Below are 20748 nucleotides of genomic sequence, written 5' to 3' on the forward strand. Positions count from 1 at the left end.
CAGCATCTGGAGCGCAATTTAAACGCTTATAACGTTTTAAAGCAAGGTGGGATCCAAAAACCAGAACAATATAGCGATATGAAAAATGCAGTTAGCACAAAAAACCATTTCATGGAAAAAGGTATGGGTAATAGTTCGAACAAAAAACAATCAAACGTCGCAAAATTCAGGATGTAACTATTGACCACATAAAAAAACCAGCTCGCGCTGGCTTTTGGAAAGATTATCTTACGAATACGCTTTAATCGTTACTTTTGGCCATTAAACGTTCCGGGATGACGAAACTAAATCGCGTCCCTTTGCCTGGCGTACTTTCGATATTCAGGCGGCTATCGTGATGTTGCAGAGCATGTTTCACGATGGCCAGACCCAGTCCACTCCCGCCCGTTTGTCGGGATCGCGCTTTGTCCACGCGATAGAAGCGTTCGGTCAAACGAGGAATATGCTCCGCAGCAATACCAGGCCCATTGTCCTCGACGCTAAATTCCGCCCCGGAGGCAACATGCTGCCAGCGCACGGTGATGTGCGTACCCGCGGGGGTATGGTTCACCGCGTTATACACAAGATTCGAAATCGCGCTACGCAGTTGCTCCTCATTTCCCCGCACGCTCAGGTGGCTATCAATATCAAAAGTAAACGTATGATTATTCTGACTCAGCGTGTGCGCCTCGTGTTCAACCACACGCAGCATCATCGGCACGTCCACCTTCTCATTAAGCAGTAGCGCTGGCGCGGCCTCTATTTTCGACAACGTCAGCAACTGCTTCACCAGCCCTTCCATGCGGTACGTTTGCTCACGCATGGTATGCAGCGCTTTTTCACGCGTCGTTCCTTCCAGCGGATGCTCCTGCATCATTTCCAGATAACCTTGTAGCACCGTCAGCGGCGTACGCAACTCATGGCTGGCGTTGGCGAAAAAGTTACGCCGCGAACCTTCCAGTTGGTGCATCTGGGTAACATCGCGCGCAACCATCAGCAATTGCTTATCGGTATAGGGCATCACGCGAATCTCCAGATGCCGTCCGGTATTGAGCACCAGATTGATTGGCCGACTAAAATCACGCGTTTTCAGATATTGCGTGAATTCCGGGTAGCGCAGCAGGTTAAGTATATTTTGCCCGCTATCGTCCGGCCAGCGCAGTCCCAGAACCTGCTGGGCCAGGCCGTTACACCAGAAAATGCCGCCCTCTTCAGTCGCCAACACCACCGCGTCGGGTAGCGATTCCGCCCCACTGCGAAAACGTTTAATCAGATTACCCAGTTCCCGACGGCGCTTTTTGTTGCGCAGTTGCATTTGATGCAGCCCATACAGCAACGGCTCCCAACTTCCGCGCCCCGGCGGCGGGGTCATGCTTCTGTCGACCCATAACCACCAGGACAAGCGTAATAAATTCCAGAAATGCCAGACAAGCAGGCCGGTTACCGACGCCAGCAAAAACCAGGGCAGGTAACCAAAAAAAGCGCTAAGGATAAACGCCGGTATGCAGCAGAGGATCAGCTCCAGTACCAGCCTTTTCCATGACAATCGTTCTAGCAAACGTCTTACTCCATTAACAGCCTAATCCGTCAGGCCCCTATTCATGTCAGTCAGAAGCGGGTCGAAAAACGATATCCCGTCCCACGAACTGTCTGCACCATACGATCGTGTCCACTGTGCTCCAGCGCTTTACGCAAGCGGCGGATATGCACATCCACTGTCCTGTCTTCCACGTACACATTGGTACCCCAGACATGATTGAGTAATTGCTCACGGCTATAGACGCGTTCAGGGTGGGTCATAAAGAAGTGCAACAGTTTGAATTCTGTCGGCCCCATATCCAATGGATCCTCGCCGGTCATCACGCGATGCGAGGTTGGGTCAAGGCTCAGCCCTTGCATCTCAATAACCTCTTCCACCGCCATGGGGGAAATACGACGCAGAACAGCTTTAATACGCGCCACCAGCTCCTTGGGAGAAAACGGCTTGGTAATATAATCATCCGCGCCCGTTTCCAGACCCCGTACGCGATCTTCCTCTTCTCCCCTCGCCGTCAGCATCATCACGGGAATATCCCGCGTCATCGCTTCGCGCTTGAGATGTTTAATAAACTGTAGGCCCGAGCCGCCGGGTAGCATCCAGTCAAGCAAGACGAGATCCGGCCAGGGTTCATTGAGTTGGTTCACAGCACTGTCATAGTCTTCGGCTTCTACGGGTTGAAAACCGTTTTGCTCGAGCACGAAGCAGACCATTTCACGAATTGGAGCTTCATCTTCTACGACCAGAATACGTCTCGCCATGATTTGCCCTGTTTATAATTAAATCGTTTGCCATCAATACGGTGCCATTATGCGTCAGTTTTATGACAGATTTATGAAAAGATAGTCCAGGTTTAACGCAGCCCCGCGAATTATGACAGCCCTTAAACAAGATATTACCGTCCTTGCAGGGTTATAATCCCCGCCACTGTTTTATCGTCATGGAACTCTTATGCGCATCCTTCACACGTCTGACTGGCATCTGGGCCAAAATTTCTACAGCAAGAGCCGCGCCGCTGAACATCAGGCCTTTCTCGACTGGCTGCTGGAAACGGCACAATCCCAGCAGGTGGATGCCATTATTGTGGCGGGCGATATTTTCGATACCGGCTCACCGCCAAGCTATGCCCGTGAGCTGTATAACCGTTTTGTCGTTAATCTGCAGCAAACCGGCTGTCATCTGGTGGTGTTGGCAGGTAACCACGACTCCGTCGCCACGCTCAACGAATCACGCGATATTCTGGCGTTTCTCAACACCACAGTGATCGCCAGCGCTGGCCATGCGCCGCAGTTGCTGTCTCAACGCGACGGCACGCCAGGCGCGATCCTGTGTCCGGTGCCTTTTTTACGCCCGCGTGACATCATTACCAGCCAGGCCGGGCTAACGGGACAAGAGAAACAGCAGCATTTGCTATCGGCTATCACCGACTATTACCAACAGCAATATCATGACGCCTGTACGCTGCGCGGCGACCAGAATCTACCCATCATTGCGACCGGGCATCTGACCACCGTTGGCGCCAGTAAAAGTGACGCTGTACGTGACATTTATATTGGTACGCTGGACGCCTTTCCGGCGCACAACTTTCCACCAGCCGATTACATCGCGCTGGGACATATTCATCGGGCGCAGGTTATCGGCGGAACAGAGCATATTCGCTACTGCGGCTCGCCAATTGCGCTCAGTTTTGACGAGTGCGGCAAAAGCAAATGCGTCCATCTGGTGAGCTTCGAAAACGGCAAGCTGAGCGCTGTTGAACACCTCACCGTACCGGTTACCCAGCCGCTGGCGGTGCTGAAAGGTGATTTAGCCGCGATTACCGCCCAACTAGAGCAGTGGCGCGGTGTGCAGCAGGAACCGCCAATCTGGTTAGATATCGAAATCACCACCGATGACTTTCTGCACGACATGCAGCGTAAGATTCAGGCATTAACCGAAGATTTACCGGTAGAGGTGTTATTGGTGCGCCGTAGCCGGGAACAGCGCGAACGTATTATGGCGAATGAACGACGTGAAACGCTAAGCGAGCTGAGCGTGACGGACGTTTTTGCCCGTCGCCTGGCGCTGGAAGAACTCGAAGAATCGCAACGCGAGCGCCTGAATCAACTGTTTAGCACCACCTTACACACGCTTGCCGGGGAGACCGAAGCATGAAAATTCTCAGCCTGCGTTTGAAAAACCTCAATTCTCTGAAAGGAGAATGGAAAGTCGATTTCACGGCAGAGCCCTTTGCCAGCAATGGGCTGTTCGCCATCACGGGTCCAACGGGCGCGGGAAAAACCACCCTGCTGGACGCCATTTGTCTCGCGCTGTATCACGAAACACCGCGGCTCAATACCGTGTCTCAGTCGCAAAACGATCTGATGACCCGCGACACCGCCGAGTGTCTGGCCGAGGTCGAGTTCGAAGTCCGGGGCGAAGCCTATCGCGCATTCTGGAGCCAGAACCGCGCGCGCAATCAGCCTGAAGGTAACCTACAGGCTCCGCGCGTAGAACTTGCCCGCTGCGCCGACGGTAAAATCCTCGCCGATAAAGTCAAAGACAAGTTGGAAATGACCGCCGAACTTACCGGCCTGGATTATGGTCGTTTCACCCGTTCGATGTTGCTGTCTCAGGGGCAATTTGCCGCATTTCTCAATGCCAAACCGAAAGAGCGTGCCGAACTGCTGGAAGAGCTGACGGGGACTGAGATCTACGGCCAAATTTCCGCCATGGTGTTTGAAAAGCATAAAGCAGCGCGTACAGAGCTGGAAAAACTGCAGGCGCAGGCCAACGGCGTGGCTCTGCTCGCTGCGGAGCAGGTGCAGTCCTTGACAGAGAGTTTGCAGGTACTTACTGACGAGGAAAAACAATACCTTGCAAGCCAGCAGACTCAGCAACAGCATCTCAACTGGCTCATTCGGCAAAATGAGCTACAGGCAGAAATCAACCGTCACCAACAGGCGTTACAGGCCGCTAAACAGGCGCAAGAAGACGCGCAGCCACAGCTGGCGGCGCTGAGTCTGGCACAACCGGCCAGAGCGTTACGCCCGCACTGGGAGCGAATCGAGGAACAAACGGCTACGATAGCGCGTACGCGGCAGAATATTCAGGAAGTGAATACTCGCTTACAAAGCAGCTTAGCGCTGCGCGAGCGCATCCGTCAGCAGGCGCACACGCAGTCGACCGCCTTGCTCGCTGGACAGCAGACGTTAATCGACTGGCTGAACGAACACGATCGCTTCCGCTTGTGGGGCAGCGAACTGGCTGGGTGGAAGGCCCTGCTGGCGCAACACTCCGACGCCAGCGCCCAGCTACACCAGTGGCAGCAGTTACGGGAAAACGACACGCGTAAACTGGATGCGCTGGCGCTTCCCACGCTGACTCTTTCACCGCAGGAGGTCACGGCGGCGCTGGCGCAACATGTGCAGCTCCGTCCGTTACGCCAGCGTCTGAGCAATCTGCATGGGCAAATCGCCCCTAAGCAAAAGCAGCTGGCGCAGTTACGCGCGACGCTGGTGCAACGTCAGCAAGAGCTAACGCAGCGCAACGCGGTGCTTGCCGAAAAACGTCAGCGCTATAAAGATAAAAATCAGCAGCTTGCCGATGTGAGGATCATTTGCGAGCAGGAAGCCCGCATCAAAGATTTGGAAAGCCAGCGGGCATTATTGCAATCCGGCATGCCTTGTCCGCTGTGCGGCTCCACCACACATCCGGCGATTGAGCGCTATCAAACGCTCGAACTGAGTGTTAATCAGGCACGACGTGAAGCACTGGAAAAAGAGGTTAAAACCCTGGCTGATGAGGGCTCAACGTTACGCGGTCAGCTTGAGGCCATAACCCAGCAACTCCAACGGGATGAACGTGAAGCACAGACGCTTTCTCAAGAGGAGCAAGCGCTTACTCAAGAGTGGCAGACAGTCACTACCAGCCTTAACGTGACGCTGCAACCGCAGGATGATATCGCCCCGTGGCTTGCCGCCCAGGAAGAATACGAACAACAACTTCACCAGTTGAGCCTGCGTCATACCCTGCAGGCGCAAATCACGGCGCATACCGGGCAGATTACCCAGCTCCAGCAGCAAATTGACCAGCGCCAGGCGACGTTAACCGCCGAGCTGGCCCGCCATGGACTGTCCCTTCCTGCTGAAGATGACGCTAATTCGTGGCTGAGTGAGCGGGCGAGAGAAGCGCAAATGTGGCAGCAGCGCCAGAACGAACTCACCGAGTTACAGGCGCGAATAGCTCAGCTCACGCCGTTGCTGGAAACGCTGCCTGAGAGCGATACGCTGTCTGCAAGTACTGAGAATCTGTCGCTGGAAAACTGGCGACAGGTGCATGACGATTGCCTGTCTTTACAAGGCCAGTGGCAAACCTTGCAACAGCAGGAGGCGCAGGACCTACAGCGCGCCGCAGAAATTCAGGCACAGTTTGATGCCGCACTGCAGGCCAGCATCTTTGCCGATCGTGAAGCCTTTGTTGCCGCACTGCTGGATGAAGAAACCTTTAGCCGTCTGGAGCAGTTAAAGCAATCGCTGGAAAAGCAGCAGCAGCAGGCACAAACGCTGCTTAATCAGGCTCAGCAGGCGCTGGCGAGCCATCACCAGCAGTTGCCAACCGGGGCGGATCTCACGCTCTCGGCACAACAGCTTCGCGACACGCTGGCGCAGCTCACCCAGCAGCTACGGGAAAATACCACGCGTCAGGGCGAAATTCGCCAGCAACTGAAACAGGATACTGAACATCGCCAGCAGCAGCAGGCGCTGATGCAGGAGATTGAAAACGTCACGCTGCAGGTTGAAGACTGGGGCTATCTGAATGCGCTAATCGGCTCGAAAGAGGGAGATAAATTCCGCAAGTTTGCCCAGGGACTGACACTCGATAACCTGGTGTGGCTTGCCAACAACCAACTCACTCGTCTGCATGGTCGCTATCTGTTACAGCGTAAGGCCAGCGAAGCGCTGGAGCTGGAAGTGGTTGATACCTGGCAGGCCGATGCCGTGCGCGACACCCGTACGCTTTCCGGCGGCGAGAGCTTCCTCGTGAGTCTGGCGCTGGCGCTGGCGTTATCCGATTTGGTCAGCCACAAAACGCGAATTGACTCCCTGTTCCTCGATGAAGGTTTCGGCACGCTGGACAGCGAAACGCTGGATACCGCGCTGGACGCACTCGATGCGCTGAACGCCACCGGCAAAACCATTGGAGTAATCAGCCACGTTGAAGCGATGAAAGAACGCATTCCGGTGCAGATCAAGGTTAAAAAAATCAACGGGCTGGGCTACAGCAAACTCGACAAGCTGTTTGCGGTGGGATCAGCATAAATCTCCAGGCCGGAGCTATCCGGCACAATATGTAGCACAATATTGCATACTCAAAGACGGATATGAAATGGCATTCCACTTCGCTTATCCGCAAGCTATCTCTGTTGGCGGCGAACGTTCGCCGCTATGACGCACATCCGGCGTCTTTCTTGTTGGCAGGTGGTATGAAAAAAGTCGTTTTCTCTTTAGCGCTAGGGACATTTGGGCTGGGCATGGCCGAGTTCGGCATCATGGGGGTACTCACCGAGCTGGCGCGGGACGTGGGCATTTCTATCCCGGCCGCTGGTCATATGATTTCGTTTTACGCCTTTGGCGTAGTGTTGGGCGCGCCGATTATTGCGCTCTTTTCCAGCCGCTTTTCGCTTAAGCATATTCTGCTGTTTCTGGTCACGCTGTGCGTGATTGGCAACGCCATCTTCACCCTTTCCTCCTCGTATTTTATGTTGGCGGTGGGCAGGCTGGTTTCCGGCTTCCCGCACGGCGCATTTTTTGGCGTTGGAGCTATTATTCTGTCGAAGCTGGCGCGCCCAGGAAAAGTCACCGCCGCCGTCGCGGGCATGGTTTCAGGGATGACCATTGCCAATCTGATTGGCATTCCCGTCGGTACCTGGCTGAGCCAGGAATTTAGCTGGCGCTATACGTTCCTGCTGATTGCCGTCTTTAATATCGCCGTTATTGTCTCGATAGCTTTTTGGGTGCCCAACATCAGCGATGAAGCGAAAGGGAATCTGCGCGAGCAATTTCACTTTTTGAAAAGCCCCGCCCCGTGGTTGATCTTTTCCGCCACCATGTTTGGCAACGCCGGGGTTTTCGCCTGGTTCAGCTACGTCAAGCCGTACATGATGTACATCTCCGGCTTTTCCGAGGCGCTGATGACCTTCATCATGATGCTGGTGGGATTGGGGATGGTATTAGGGAATCTGTTGAGCGGTCAGCTTTCTGGCCGCTATACGCCGCTGCGCATTGCGGTAATAACCGACTTCACCATTGTGCTGGTTCTGCTGCTGCTTTTTGTTTTTGGCGGTATCAAAGCCGCATCGCTGACCTTCGCCTTTATTTGCTGCGCTGGCCTGTTCGCCCTATCGGCGCCGCTGCAAATTTTGCTGCTGCAAAATGCCAAAGGAGGTGAACTACTGGGCGCGGCAGGCGGGCAAATTGCCTTTAACCTCGGTAGCGCAATTGGCGCCTGGTGCGGCGGTATGATGCTGACGCTGGGCTTTGCCTACAACTATGTGACGCTGCCGGCTGCGTTGCTGTCGTTCTCCGCCATGTCATCGCTGCTGATTTACGGCTACCTGAAGCGCGGCGTGCAACAAGTTGCAGCCGCGACGTAAAACAGATTACGCCTGCGGCCACAGCCAGGCCGCACCGCGTACGCCGCTGGAGTCACCATGCAGCGCCTTGCGTAGGGGCGTTTCACACTCGCCGCCAAAGACAAATTGCTTCATCAACGTGGGAACGTTTTGATATAGCCTGTCGACATTACTCATTCCCCCACCCAGTACAATGACGTCCGGATCGAGAATATTCACCACATGCGCCAGCGATTTTGCCAGACGCAACTCATAGCGGCTCAATGCCTGCTCCGCCACAGCATCCCGCACGTTAACCAGATCGATAATGTCGCTGCCCTTGAGCGACTTACCGCTCAGACGCTGGTAGTCGGTGGCAAAACCGGTCCCGGAAATAAAGGTTTCAATGCAGCCTTGCTTGCCGCAATAGCAGGGTACTTCCTGGCGATAACGCAGCTCATCTTCGTCCATCCACGGCAGCGGATTATGCCCCCACTCGCCCGCGGTACCGTTGCCACCCGTGTGCGCCCGACCATTCAACGCCACACCCGCGCCGCATCCGGTGCCAATAATTACCGCAAATACGGTTTGCGCCCCTGCCGCCGCGCCATCCACCGCTTCAGAAACCGCCAGGCAATTGGCATCATTCGCCAGGCGCACTTCACGATTCAAACGCATACTTAAGTCTTTATCAAAGGGTTGCCCGTTAAGCCAGGTTGAGTTGGCATTCTTGACTACCCCAGTGTAAGGCGAAATTGAACCAGGGATCCCCATCCCCACGGTTCCCGTTTGCCCGGTAGCCTGCTCCGCCATCACCACCAGCGCAGCAATGGTTTCTATCGTTTGCTGATAATCCTCACGCGGTGTAGGCAGGCGATGGCGAAAAAGCTGCTCGCCTGCATCGCCAAGCGCAATAACTTCCGTTTTTGTACCGCCCAAATCGATACCTATACGCACTGTTTGCTCCTCTTCCCGATTAACAATGCAAGCATAGCGACAATTCGCTATCATGCCCGCTGGATTTAACGACAAGGCCGTGGAAATTATCATGCTGTGGTTCAAAAATTTAATGGTTTACCGTCTTAGCCGCGATGTTTCTTTGCGTGCCGAAGAGATGGAAAAACAGCTGGCATCAATGACGTTCACCCCTTGCGGTAGCCAGGATATGGCAAAAATGGGCTGGGTTCCGCCGATGGGATCGCACAGCGATGCATTAACGCATACCGCCAATGGCCAAATTATTATCTGCGCCCGCAAAGAAGAAAAAATTCTGCCGTCGCCGGTTATCAAACAGGCGCTGGAAGCCAAAATATTCAAACTGGAAGCTGAGCAAGGTCGCAAGCTTAAGAAGACCGAAAAAGACTCGCTGAAAGATGAAGTTCTGCACTCATTGCTGCCGCGCGCCTTTAGCCGCTTCAGCCAAACGATGATGTGGATTGACACCGTTAACGATCTGATCATGGTTGATTGTGCGAGCGCGAAGAAAGCGGAAGATACGCTGGCGCTGCTGCGTAAGAGCCTCGGCTCGCTGCCGGTCGTTCCGCTGACGATGGAAAACCCTATTGAGCTGACGCTAACCGAATGGGTTCGCTCCGGCACAACGGCGCAGGGATTCCAGTTGCTGGATGAAGCAGAACTGAAAGCGATCCTTGAAGACGGCGGCGTGATCCGCGCGAAAAAACAGGATCTGGTCTGCGACGAAATCGCCGTACATATCGAAGCGGGCAAACTGGTCACCAAGCTGGCGCTGGACTGGCAGCAGCGCATTCAGTTCGTTATGTGTGACGACGGCTCGATTAAGCGTCTGAAGTTTAGCGACGAGTTGCGCGATCAGAACGAAGATATTGACCGCGAGGACTACGCTCAGCGTTTTGATGCCGATTTCATCCTGATGACGGGCGAACTGGCGGCGCTGATTAAAAGTCTGGTAGAAGGATTAGGCGGCGAAGCGCAACGTTAAGCCGTGTTTACCGAATGGCGGCTCAATGTCGCCATTCGTCATTTTTACGCTTACAGGTAGCGGCAAAGATAGGATGTTGGCTCTGCCACCTGCAGATGAAACTCGCTGCTGCCTGGTACGTTAAACACGTCCCCTGCGGCATAGACTTTCCACTCAGTTTCCCCCGGCAGCAGCACGTTCAGTGCGCCGCTGACGACCGTCATCTCTTCAGGCGCCGCAGTACCAAAGGTGTATTCGCCTTCAGCCATCACGCCAACACTGGCATGGCCAGTACTGCTGCTGGTAAAACCGATGGATTTTACTTTGCCGGAAAAGTATTCATTACTTTGAAGCATACAACTGGCCCTATCTTGTGATTAAGTTAACAACCAATATAGGGGGCTGGCGTTCCACCTGTCACGCAAAATTACGCAAGCAATTCCGAAGCCAGCCGGGCGATCAGCACATTGGACAGCAGAACCGGGACATCCAGCGATTTTTGCAGTAAATCGCGATGACGTTGATTAAAACCCAGACAATCCAGCATGATCACATCCGCGCCTTGCTCAAGCAATTCTTTACCGGCATCAATCAGTTGTTGTTCGGAACCGTGAATCGGATTCGCCACGGCATACACTGGCGGCGTTTGCAACACCTGCCATTTTTGCGTCTGGGCTTTAAGCAATTCCGTGACGGGGACAAGAACCCCGACCTGATGCCCTTCCACAATCGAGGCGACCAGTGGAGGAATTATACGTAAAGGTTCCAGTAACATACTCTTGCGGGCGGTCAGGCGGGCAATTGAGGCCGTACTCATCAGCAGGATCACGTCAAAGCCCTGATTATCGAGTACTTCTACGATACCTTGGAGTGATCGTTCCACTTTCTGGCGCGAAACATGGGCAAGCTGATGGTCGCTGAGCAGCGTTAAAAGCGGCTCGTCACCGGGAGAGACGCCGTACTCGGCCATCACATCCTCTCGCCGCATCTGCCCCAGCAGACTGTGGTGAGTGATGTGCTGCTCATCAATATATTCCGTCAGGAGCGGTAACACCTCACGCATCGGCACCACGCCAATCGTGAGGATAGCCAACGACGTACCCATTTTTTGCTCCACCGTCTTCTTACTTTGCTGTGAATTCCCGAATAATTGCCGGGCGCTGACCTGTGCTACAAACGCTCAAAAGCGTAGCAGCAGATCGGCGGTCTATTTTGTAAAGATTCCAAATCATTCCAGTACTGTATTGTTATTGTTTAATTTTCAATTTTTACTGTATACGGCGATATTTAAAAAAATGTGATGTACGCCCGTCCTGGCACTTTTCAGACTCGTGCCAGGACGGTGCTTAATATCAGTCTTTATCGGGATCTTCGTAGCGTTTTTTAGCATCCATGGCTTCCTGAGCGGAAGGATGCTCACTGATCAGCGAATTCGGTTCTGGGTGATCGGCGCGAAGTTGATACCAGGTTACCGTCTGGCCTGGCGTCCCCTTTTCAACGGTAACAATGGTTGCTTGACGCGGATAAGGTGGTTTTGTCGGCATAGCTCTTCCTTTTGTCTGAATGAGCTTTAAGTATAGACACCACCCTGTAAGCGTGGCGCTGCCTGCGACAGTATCCCAAGAATGTCGTCCACCACCTGCGAAGGCGGATTGGTCGCATCAACAATATAATGCGCCGCTGCACGGTACAGAACATCACGCTGGGCAAGCACTTCCTCTACTTCTTCAGTCAGCGGCTTACCGGTTAAGGTTGGGCGCAACCCCTCTTCAGGCGTAGCCTCCAGACGATCAACCAGTACCGATACCGGCGCGCTTAAATAGATAACCACACCGTGGCTACGCATATAATGACGATTAAATTCGGTCAGAATGATGCCGCCACCGGTCGCAACAACCGTTGTCGGAGCCGTGACGGCCTGCAGAGCGGTCGTTTCCTGGGCACGAAACCCTTCCCATCCTTCTCTTTCGACGATTTCCGCTACGGTCATCTGCACGTGCGACTGCAACCAGCGATCGGTATCAACGAACTGGTAATCGACAGCCTTCGCCAGCGCCATACCGATTGTCGTTTTACCACACCCCCGGGGGCCCACAAGAAAAAGAGGTTGCGTCATCACAGAATTTCCCCAGAGAACCGCCGACGAGCGGGATCTGATGCAATTAAAGATATAATCATATCATCAAACTAGTACACCACCAAATCGTAAAGAAAAAATTACACAAACAGTGATGGTGTCAATTAAACCCTACTATAACAAGAATTCACATGGATGAAAGTGTAAAAAATAAATTACAGGTACTATTTTCTGCGCTGAACTTCCAGCCACCACTTATCCAGCTCAGCCGCAAAATGCTGTCGGTCACGGGGAGAAAGGCTATCCGGTCCCCCGGTCTGGATGCCGCTGGCGCGTAGCGTATCCATAAAATCACGCATCATCAGACGTTCTCGGATCGTCGCTTCGGTATAACGTTCGCCGCGTGGATTAAGCGCTGCCGCCCCTTTTTCAATGGCTTCAGCAGCCAGCGGAATATCCGCCGTGATCACTAAATCACCGGCGCTACATTGTCGTACAATCTCGTTATCAGCAACGTCAAACCCGGCGGGAACGCGTAATGTACGGATAAAACGCGAAGACGGGACGCGCAAATTCTGGTTCGCTACCAGAATAAGCGGCATCTGCATGCGCTCAGAGGCGCGGTATAAAATTTCTTTAATCACGTTCGGACACGCGTCGGCATCCACCCATATTGTCATAATCTCTCCCCAATCGTGTGTAATCGCGCATTGTCTCGTGCTTTTACTTGCAGGCAAAGTGCTGTTTCTCCTTCTGCACATATTCATTCCGCGCTAAGCTTAGCTTTCCCAGATTTACCCTAAATAATTCGGGTTGCAGGCAGGCGGCAAGAGAGTGAGTCCCGATGAGCTTACTCTGGTAAGTGATTCGGGTGAGCGAACGCAGCCAACGCACATGCAACTTGAAGTATGACGGGTATAAAACAATGAATATCATCCATAGGGAGTGACAAGATGGACAAAAAAATTGGTTTTATCGGCTGCGGTAATATGGGCAAAGCAATTCTTGGCGGCATGATCGCCAGCGGCCAGGTTCTCCCGGGACAAATCTGGGTCTATACCCCTTCCCCCGATAAAGTCGCTGCGTTGCACGACCAGTATGGCATTAATGCAGCGCAGTCTGCGCAAGAAGTCGCGCAAATCGCCGACATTGTTTTTGGGGCCGTAAAACCAGGCATCATGATTAAGGTACTGAGTGAAATCACCTCCAGCCTGAACAAAGACTCTCTGGTTGTCTCGATTGCCGCTGGTGTTACCCTCGATCAGCTCGCCCGTGCGCTGGGTCATGATCGCAAAATCATTCGCGCAATGCCTAATACCCCGTCACTGGTTAATGCCGGAATGACCTCCGTCACGCCGAACGCCTTAGTAACGCCGGAAGATACGGCCGACGTACTGAATATCTTCCGCTGCTTTGGCGAAGCCGAAGTGATTGCAGAATCGATGATTCACCCGGTTGTCGGCGTCAGCGGTTCTGCACCGGCCTATGTCTTTATGTTTATCGAAGCGATGGCGGACGCCGCCGTGCAAGGCGGTATGCCCCGTGCGCAGGCTTATAAATTCGCAGCGCAAGCGGTAATGGGCTCGGCAAAAATGGTGTTGGAAACGGGTAAACATCCTGGGGAACTGAAGGATATGGTGTGCTCGCCAGGCGGCACCACTATCGAAGCGGTACGCGTCCTGGAAGAACGCGGTTTTCGTTCATCAGTGATTGAAGCGATGGTTAAATGCATGGAACAGTCAGAAAAACTCAGCCGATCCTGAGTTAATATCACCGGACGTCAGGCCGCCGCTTCGGTGCGGTTACGTCCGGAATTCTTTGCTTTATAAAGCGCCATATCCGCCGATTTTAACCATTCCCGATAATGCTCAGTTTCAGAAGTCAGCGGCGCTACGCCAACGCTAATACGTAAGGCGACCTGCGGAGCGCAGGATAAACGCAACTGACTAAGTCGTTCATGCACGCGCGACATGGCCGCAATTGCGCTGGTTGCGGGCGTACCGCACATAATCACCGCAAATTCATCACCACCAAAACGGCCAATCACATCGCTACCGCGTAAAGTCATCTGCAACTGGCGGGTCAGCGCGACAATAGCCTGATCCCCGACGTCATGACCCCAGGTATCATTGATGCTCTTGAAATGGTCGATATCAATAATAAGCAACGTGGCATCACGCTGATAGCGGCGGCAATTATCAAATTCATTACGTAGCAATAACTCCCAATGACGTCGGTTATAAACGCCGGTCATCCCATCTCGCGTACTCATCACCTGTAAGCGGCGTTTATGTTCCGCCAGCTTGATGATCGTCTGATAGCTGACCCAGGCAAACAGCAGCGGGTACATCACCAGTACCGGCAGTGATAACAGCACGCTCAGTTGACTGCTGCTAACAGCGACGGGAATATCGGTTAACTGTAACGTCACCAGGCATGACACCGCCATCAACACGACGCCCGCGAGGAATACTCGCATTCCCCCTGCGCCCATCAGGTTGATGCAAGTAATCATGAGCAGCGCCGTGGACGGCAACAGGTTTGCCCCCATAATACCCAGCCACATACCGGCGAGGATGGCATCGGCTTTTAAATTGGTAAATTCACTATGCAGAGGATCGTCTGCTTTACTTGCCAACTGCCAGGCCAGATGTGGCCAGACAAATGCCCATCCCACCAGTAACAGCCACCAGCCGCCAGTAATAGGCTGGGAAACTAATACCGACGCGATAGGGAAAAACATCCCCCCCAATCCCACCGCTCGCGGCAGCCTGATCCGTCGGGCAAATCGCAGACCGGAACGTTGGTGGTCGTTTTGATGAAGTGATATAAACGCTTCATCCGCGACGACCTTCTTTTGGAAAAAGTTTTCATCATTCATCGTATTTGGGAACATTCTGAAACAAATTTCCCAAATTATAGGTAGGGGTCTGCTGGCGGGAGTATGAAATTTCGGGTGAGCGTTTTTACCTGCTCACCCGTAAGTGCTACGCAGCTTTTTTCAGGCAAGCGCTCATAAACTTGTTCCGATCGTCGCCTTTCAGTGACTGCTCCGTCGCCTTGACGTTGCATTCACGCATCTTCTGCTGCTGTGGGGTTAAACTCTTTTCCTCAGGCGCAGATTTGCTGTTTTTCAGGCAATCACTCATATACGTCTTTCGCGCATCCCCTTTTAAGGCCTGCGCCGTTGCCTGCTGATTGCAGGTGGTCATACGCTGTTGTTGCGGGGTTAACGTCTTCTCGGCAGCACCGACGGTAGTTAAAAAAATCAATCCAAAGAGCAGCGTCATTAATAATGTAATTTTCATAGCACCATCCTTTTCTGAACGACGACACACAGCTAAGTTTGGCTGCTAACGATAAAAATACCACCCGGTGGCAAAACTATTGTCACCGGGTGTCGGATTATTTCAGTCCTAACGCCGCTTTCATGGTGTAAAACAGATCAGTTTGATCGGTCAGACCGACCACATTCGCCGCATGCGGGCCATAAGCGGCGATGCGCAACTGGCTACCGGTGTGCTCCTGAGATTCCTCTTCAGAATTGCCGTAGCTGATGACCATCACCGCGCCATCTTTGGTGTTCAGTGCCTGAGTCAGACCAGGCGCTTTAGTATCAGGCGCGACAATCTGGCTGGCATGCGCGTGGTCAGCGGTTACCACCACCAGGGTGTTGCCGTCTTGCTTCGCAAAGGCAAGCGCGCGCTGTACCGCTTCGTCCAGATCAACCGTTTCACCAATCTGTCCGCACGGGTTGGCGGCGTGATCCTGTTTATCGATGGATGCCCCTTCCACTTGCAGGAAGAAACCTTTCTCATTTTTGCTTAACAGTTCAATCGCTTTATCCGTCATCTGCGCCAGCGTCGGTACGGTGTCATCACGCTTTGGATTTGGCGTACAGGTCACCGCTGGTTTATCCAGATTCCCATGATAGGACGCTTTCGGACCTTCCCAGCGTACCGGCATGTTGCCGTCGGAGAACAAGCCCAGCAACGGCTTATCCTGGTTAGCTTCGGTAATCGCAGCCAGCGTCGCGGCATCACTTACCATCTGATAACCGCGCGCCAGGGCTTGTTCACGCAACGTTTTGCCCTGCCACTCCCCTGCCGCAGCGGTTTCGGCAAACGTTTTTGCCCCACCGCCCAACGTGACGTCAGCCCGGGCATTCAGCAATTGTTCTGTAATTGACCCTTTGCCGCCTTTTTCCAGGGCATTGGTTGGGCATTTTTCACGGGTCACGTCAGGGCCATAGCACTTACGTGAAGTCACATGAGCAACCAGTGCCGCTGGGGTTGCATCCTGCAATTCAGCGGTAGAAACGTTGCCCGTCGCCAGACCTGCCGCTTTTGCCATTTCCAAAATTGTTGCGTGATCTTTTTCATGTATATCAACGCCCAGCGCGCCATTGTAAGTTTTAACCCCGGTGGTCCACGCCGTCGCTGAGGCCGCAGAGTCCGTCACATAATCCGGCTTGCCCGTTTTCTTATCTAACGCATAGTGCGTGTATTGCCCGGTCAACGGTAAGGCATCAATACCTTTAAAAAAACCGCCCGCGCCTTCGGCATAATTTCGCGCTGCCGTTATTTCTGAATCGCCCATCCCATCGCCAATAAGTAAAATGATATTTTTGGCAGGTTTATCGTTCAGAGATTCGCGTAAAGCCGCCGTTTGATCGGCTGACAATCGGCGGGCACCGCCTGGCGTGGTGATATCACCCTGAGCGGCACGATTATCCATAACCGCTACGGTAGATGTTTCTGCATTAATAATCGGGGTAAACAGCAAAGGTAACAGGGCAATAGCGAGTGCGCTTTGTTTCACTTTATTTTCTCCATGTATAAATACGGTAAAATTAAAACAAAGCGACTATAAGTATTTGATGTGACACTTTTATGATAATTTGTAGGAACGTCCCACAGATTAATCAAAACGTTTTGACACGCTTTCGCCAGCGTTATGCAGGGTCGTCATAAACGCTGGCACGGGGTTGACACCTGCCAGAGCCCCTTCAATTTGACGCAGCAATATTTGCCGATCGCTCCACGCCATATTGCGCAGCATTTCGGTGATTACCTGCTCTAACATTTCAACCTGCGCGGCCAGGTTTTGTGACTCTTCTTCTTTTTGGGCGAGCTTAAGCAACAACTCAGTGACGAGATTTTTCATTTGCGTATTCCCTTAACAAAATATAAGCCACGTTAACATTAAGGCTCATAACTGCCTAGGTGATAAAAGTTTTATTTTTAGAAGAAATTAAACTATTTGCGAAAACAATCACATCACAAAATAAGGGAGAGACGAGACGTACAGCAGAATCATTCAATATCAAAAGGTAAGATTATGAATAATCACATAGAGATATAATGCAGAATTATCGATAAACAACGCCGACTGGCAGCGTTGTTTATCAGGAAGTCAGCGCGCGTGACGCCGACGTCGCAACGCGATGGCCAACTGCCAGATGTTAATCAGTACAATACTCGCCGTAGCAATAAACACCCAGCGGAATCCCGCCATGGCTGATACTGTTGCTCCCATCAATGGCCCGGCGACATTGCCCAGGTACATAAATGACTGGTTATAACCAAAAATACGCCCGGTTATCTGGTCGCTGGAGTATTTCACCAGCAGCGTCTGTACCGCTGGCAACATCGCGCCGTCGGCAAAGCCGAGCAGAAAACGTAATACCCCCAACTGCAATGGCGTGGTGACCCACGACATGGCGAAAAACAGCACGACAGCGAACATCAACGTCGCCATTAAAATCCGCTCAGTGCCAATACGGTCGCCTAATTTGCCAAGCCGGGGCGCGGAAATCAGGGCCGAGATGCCAGGTACTGAGGCGATCAGCCCGCTGAGAAAGGCAATATTCGAACTGTCTGGCACCATTGATTTGATAAACAGCGCCAGAATTGGCCCGATAGAGCCGTTACACAGCTGAATCACCATCGTCGTAAAAAACAGGCTGATCACCAGCGCCGGATAAGGCAGCGAGGCAAAGACGGCCTTCCCGCTCAGGCGTTCGCTTTTTTTGGTCGTCGGGCGCACACCCTCTTTGATCAAAAACAGCGTGACAAGGAAACTGACCACCAACAAAGCCGCAGTAATACAGAACACCGCCCGTAAGCCAATATGGTCGGCAATAAAACCGCCCATTAACGGACCGCCAATAACGCCGCTGATTTGCGCTGTAGAAAGCGTGCTCAATGCCCATCCGCTGCGTTCACGCGGAACCTGTGATGCTACCAGCGCCATTGCGTTCGGAATATAGCCTGAGGTTAACCCCATCACCCCGCGCAGCAGAAAAAGCTGCCAGACGTTAGTGGCAAATGCCTGCAGTAAAATCGCAATCGCCATCCCCAGCGAGGCTCGCAGCAGCATCAGCTTGCGCCCTTTACGGTCAGCTAAACTGCCCCACATTGGTGAAACAATGGCTGAAATAAGGAAGGTGACGCTGAACGTTAACCCAGACCACATAGAGAGCGCTTCGTGCGAGGTGACACCCAATTGGGAGATATAGAGCGGTAAAAAAGGCAGGATTTGGCTAATCGCCAGTCCGGTAAAAAAGCATCCGAACCAGACGGAAATAAGGTTTACTCTCCAGGATTCCATAAGGACTCATAACGATAAGTAGCTGAAAACTGCGAGCAGCTTAACAAATTACTTAGCCAAATAAGGATCCACAGGTGCGATAAATCACAGTTTAGAATTTTATCTTCCCGCTCATCATATTTGTGATACGCCTCACACCAAACCCACAATACAAGCAGGGAATTATGCTTGATGCGAGATCAACGCGTTTGCGCGTATCTATTCCCCTGTTGCCCAGACAAACAATCTGCCAGAAGCCGAGGAAACCTGCGTTTTGTCGTGGTAATGTATGTGCTTTGCATTCATGGAATGGGTTTTTAAGATGGCAAAGTTGCGGGTAGGAATCGTATTTGGTGGTAAATCAGCGGAACATGAAGTGTCATTGCAATCGGCAAAAAATATTGTCGATGCCATCGACAAGACTCGCTTTGACGTTGTGCTGTTAGGTATTGATAAACAAGGGCAATGGCACGTTAGCGATGCCAGTAACTATCTGCTCAATTCAGACGATCCGGCGCACATTGCGCTGCGTCCTTCCGCGACCAGCCTGGCTCAGGTTCCGGGTAAACAAGAGCACCAGTTGATCGATGCGCAAAACGGTCAGCCGCTGCCGACGGTCGATGTTATTTTCCCGATCGTCCACGGTACGCTGGGTGAAGATGGCTCTTTGCAGGGTATGCTGCGCGTGGCGAATCTGCCGTTCGTCGGTTCTGATGTCCTGGGTTCCGCAGCCTGTATGGATAAAGACGTAACCAAACGTCTGCTGCGCGATGCCGGATTAAATATCGCGCCATTTATTACACTCACTCGCGCGAACCGCAACAATATTAGCTTTGCTGAGGTGCAATCCCGCCTGGGTCTGCCGTTGTTCGTGAAACCCGCCAACCAGGGATCGTCCGTTGGCGTTAGCAAAGTGACCAGTGAAGCGCAATACAACCAGGCTGTCGCGCTGGCATTTGAGTTCGATCATAAAGTCGTGGTAGAGCAAGGGATCAAAGGCCGTGAGATCGAATGCGCGGTACTGGGCAACGATCATCCGCAGGCCAGCACCTGTGGTGAGATCGTGCTGAACAGTGATTTTTACGCATACGACACCAAATACATTGACGATAATGGCGCCAAAGTAGTTGTTCCGGCAGCGATCGCGCCAGAGATTAACGACAAGATCCGCCAGATCGCCATTCAGGCGTACCAGACACTGGGATGTGCCGGCATGGCGCGTGTAGATGTATTCTTAACCGCAGACAACGACGTTGTGATCAATGAGATCAACACCCTGCCGGGCTTCACCAACATCAGTATGTATCCAAAACTGTGGCAGGCGAGCGGCTTAGGCTATACCGATTTAATCACGCGTCTGATCGAACTGGCGCTGGAGCGCCACGCTGCGGATAGCGCGCTGAAAACCAGTATGTAAACCCGCCAGGATGCCTGATAACTATTGGGCATCCTTCGCTTCATCATCTTCATTTTCCACGCGGCGACGGATAATTAATCCGGCCAGCCAAAAGCTGATTATCCAGGTAACCAGCCCCACCGCATAGGTTTGCCATCCCTGCGCTTCAAAGCCTAATAACCCGACCACGCCATTCAGAATAAAGATAAGCCCAATAGCGAAGGCATAGTAGTGCCAGTCTCGGCGGATTTTTACAGGCAGGTTCATAACGGCTCCGGTGGATATACAACATGGGAAAGCATCCTCGCACATTTCCCCATGGGCGTCTGTGGCATAGGCGTAATTTCTGAAATGTAACTCAATTTAACTTAAGGTTAAATAATTGTGACACACCACAAAAAACCGAAATCCAGGAATAATCTCCACCTGAAATTACCAACATTCTGATATTGACATTCCTAATCACCTGTCAGACTCACACTCAGTTACAGGCATTACGCCAAAAAAAGCAGGTTATTTCCGGAGGTCTTTATGGCTGATTTTACGCTCTCAAAATCCCTGTTTAAGGGCAAGCATCGGGATACCTCCTCCCTGCCCGGCAACATTGCGTATGCCATATTTGTGCTGTTTTGCTTTT

General features: G+C 52.5%; 21 protein-coding genes. 7 read left to right on the top strand and 14 right to left on the bottom strand.

What is annotated here, in order from left to right; all coding sequences use genetic code 11:
* Positions 1 to 241: 241 nt before the first annotated feature.
* On the bottom strand, positions 242 to 1537 hold the full coding sequence (gene phoR / locus KQJ18_RS12020) for a phosphate regulon sensor histidine kinase PhoR (RefSeq protein WP_216422024.1): 1296 nt from the start codon (positions 1535 to 1537) through the stop codon (positions 242 to 244).
* A 50-nt stretch (positions 1538 to 1587) separates the two neighbouring features.
* Complete coding sequence (gene phoB / locus KQJ18_RS12025; RefSeq protein ID WP_003021496.1) at positions 1588 to 2277, bottom strand: phosphate response regulator transcription factor PhoB; 690 nt, start codon at positions 2275 to 2277, stop codon at positions 1588 to 1590.
* Between the two features lie 190 nt (positions 2278 to 2467).
* Here phoB and sbcD point away from each other — a divergent pair, with 190 nt between their 5' ends.
* From sbcD to araJ, 3 genes are all read left to right on the top strand, one after another.
* Positions 2468 to 3670: an exonuclease subunit SbcD gene (sbcD, locus tag KQJ18_RS12030; RefSeq protein WP_216422025.1), complete on the top strand. Its 1203-nt coding sequence runs from the start codon at positions 2468 to 2470 to the stop codon at positions 3668 to 3670.
* A complete protein-coding gene (sbcC, locus tag KQJ18_RS12035; RefSeq protein ID WP_216422026.1) occupies positions 3667 to 6816 on the top strand; it encodes an exonuclease subunit SbcC in 3150 nt (1049 codons plus the stop codon). Before sbcD ends, sbcC begins: the two co-directional genes overlap by 4 nt.
* Positions 6817 to 6980: 164 nt before the next feature.
* Positions 6981 to 8150: an MFS transporter AraJ gene (gene araJ, locus KQJ18_RS12040; RefSeq protein ID WP_150345565.1), complete on the top strand. Its 1170-nt coding sequence runs from the start codon at positions 6981 to 6983 to the stop codon at positions 8148 to 8150.
* A 6-nt stretch (positions 8151 to 8156) separates the two neighbouring features.
* On the opposite strand, the gene mak is transcribed toward araJ, so the two are convergent.
* Complete coding sequence (gene mak, locus KQJ18_RS12045; protein ID WP_110498648.1) at positions 8157 to 9065, bottom strand: fructokinase; 909 nt, start codon at positions 9063 to 9065, stop codon at positions 8157 to 8159.
* Between the two features lie 91 nt (positions 9066 to 9156).
* On the opposite strand from mak, the gene rdgC reads away from it, so the two are divergent.
* Complete coding sequence (gene rdgC / locus KQJ18_RS12050; protein WP_003021479.1) at positions 9157 to 10068, top strand: recombination-associated protein RdgC; 912 nt, start codon at positions 9157 to 9159, stop codon at positions 10066 to 10068.
* Between the two features lie 50 nt (positions 10069 to 10118).
* On the opposite strand, the gene ppnP is transcribed toward rdgC, so the two are convergent.
* From ppnP to KQJ18_RS12075, 5 genes are all read right to left on the bottom strand, one after another.
* Positions 10119 to 10403, bottom strand: a complete 285-nt coding sequence (ppnP, locus tag KQJ18_RS12055) for a pyrimidine/purine nucleoside phosphorylase (protein WP_216422027.1) — start codon at positions 10401 to 10403, stop codon at positions 10119 to 10121.
* A 71-nt stretch (positions 10404 to 10474) separates the two neighbouring features.
* Positions 10475 to 11152: an AroM family protein gene (locus tag KQJ18_RS12060; protein ID WP_038638130.1), complete on the bottom strand. Its 678-nt coding sequence runs from the start codon at positions 11150 to 11152 to the stop codon at positions 10475 to 10477.
* A 247-nt stretch (positions 11153 to 11399) separates the two neighbouring features.
* A complete protein-coding gene (yaiA, locus tag KQJ18_RS12065; RefSeq protein WP_038638127.1) occupies positions 11400 to 11591 on the bottom strand; it encodes a protein YaiA in 192 nt (63 codons plus the stop codon).
* A 26-nt stretch (positions 11592 to 11617) separates the two neighbouring features.
* Positions 11618 to 12163, bottom strand: a complete 546-nt coding sequence (gene aroL / locus KQJ18_RS12070) for a shikimate kinase AroL (RefSeq protein WP_085047654.1) — start codon at positions 12161 to 12163, stop codon at positions 11618 to 11620.
* 185 nt (positions 12164 to 12348) lie between these two features.
* The gene (locus tag KQJ18_RS12075) at positions 12349 to 12804 is read right to left on the bottom strand and encodes a YaiI/YqxD family protein (RefSeq protein ID WP_038638120.1); all 456 of its coding nucleotides are present in this window, start codon (positions 12802 to 12804) and stop codon (positions 12349 to 12351) included.
* A gap of 273 nt (positions 12805 to 13077) precedes the next feature.
* Between KQJ18_RS12075 and proC the strand changes: the two genes are divergently transcribed.
* Positions 13078 to 13887 carry a pyrroline-5-carboxylate reductase gene (proC, locus tag KQJ18_RS12080; protein WP_038638118.1) on the top strand — a complete coding sequence of 270 codons (810 nt, stop codon included), beginning with the start codon at positions 13078 to 13080 and terminating at the stop codon, positions 13885 to 13887.
* Between the two features lie 17 nt (positions 13888 to 13904).
* Here proC and adrA read toward each other — a convergent pair whose 3' ends face one another.
* The 5 genes from adrA to KQJ18_RS12105 form a co-directional block, all read right to left on the bottom strand.
* Entirely contained in the window at positions 13905 to 15020 is a 1116-nt protein-coding gene (gene adrA / locus KQJ18_RS12085) for a diguanylate cyclase AdrA (RefSeq protein WP_139815546.1), read from the bottom strand.
* A 91-nt stretch (positions 15021 to 15111) separates the two neighbouring features.
* Positions 15112 to 15432, bottom strand: coding sequence for a phosphate starvation-inducible protein PsiF (gene psiF / locus KQJ18_RS12090; protein ID WP_085047657.1), 321 nt, complete (start codon positions 15430 to 15432; stop codon positions 15112 to 15114).
* Between the two features lie 97 nt (positions 15433 to 15529).
* Positions 15530 to 16945, bottom strand: coding sequence for an alkaline phosphatase (gene phoA, locus KQJ18_RS12095; protein WP_038638110.1), 1416 nt, complete (start codon positions 16943 to 16945; stop codon positions 15530 to 15532).
* A gap of 99 nt (positions 16946 to 17044) precedes the next feature.
* Entirely contained in the window at positions 17045 to 17290 is a 246-nt protein-coding gene (locus tag KQJ18_RS12100; protein ID WP_038638107.1) for a sigma-S stabilization anti-adapter protein IraP, read from the bottom strand.
* Positions 17291 to 17539: 249 nt separating this feature from the next.
* Positions 17540 to 18736, bottom strand: coding sequence for a multidrug efflux MFS transporter (locus KQJ18_RS12105; protein ID WP_069323932.1), 1197 nt, complete (start codon positions 18734 to 18736; stop codon positions 17540 to 17542).
* Between the two features lie 301 nt (positions 18737 to 19037).
* Between KQJ18_RS12105 and ddlA the strand changes: the two genes are divergently transcribed.
* Complete coding sequence (gene ddlA / locus KQJ18_RS12110; RefSeq protein ID WP_038643049.1) at positions 19038 to 20132, top strand: D-alanine--D-alanine ligase; 1095 nt, start codon at positions 19038 to 19040, stop codon at positions 20130 to 20132.
* A gap of 21 nt (positions 20133 to 20153) precedes the next feature.
* On the opposite strand, the gene KQJ18_RS12115 is transcribed toward ddlA, so the two are convergent.
* Positions 20154 to 20378, bottom strand: a complete 225-nt coding sequence (locus KQJ18_RS12115; RefSeq protein ID WP_038638102.1) for a DUF2754 domain-containing protein — start codon at positions 20376 to 20378, stop codon at positions 20154 to 20156.
* Between the two features lie 264 nt (positions 20379 to 20642).
* Between KQJ18_RS12115 and KQJ18_RS12120 the strand changes: the two genes are divergently transcribed.
* Positions 20643 to 20748, top strand: a 106-nt coding sequence (locus tag KQJ18_RS12120) for a DUF2755 family protein (RefSeq protein WP_216422028.1), incomplete at its 3' end; no start/stop codon positions are given.

Origin of the sequence: Citrobacter sp. S55_ASV_140 (assembly GCF_018919505.1) — a bacterium.
Classification (GTDB): domain Bacteria; phylum Pseudomonadota; class Gammaproteobacteria; order Enterobacterales; family Enterobacteriaceae; genus Citrobacter; species Citrobacter werkmanii.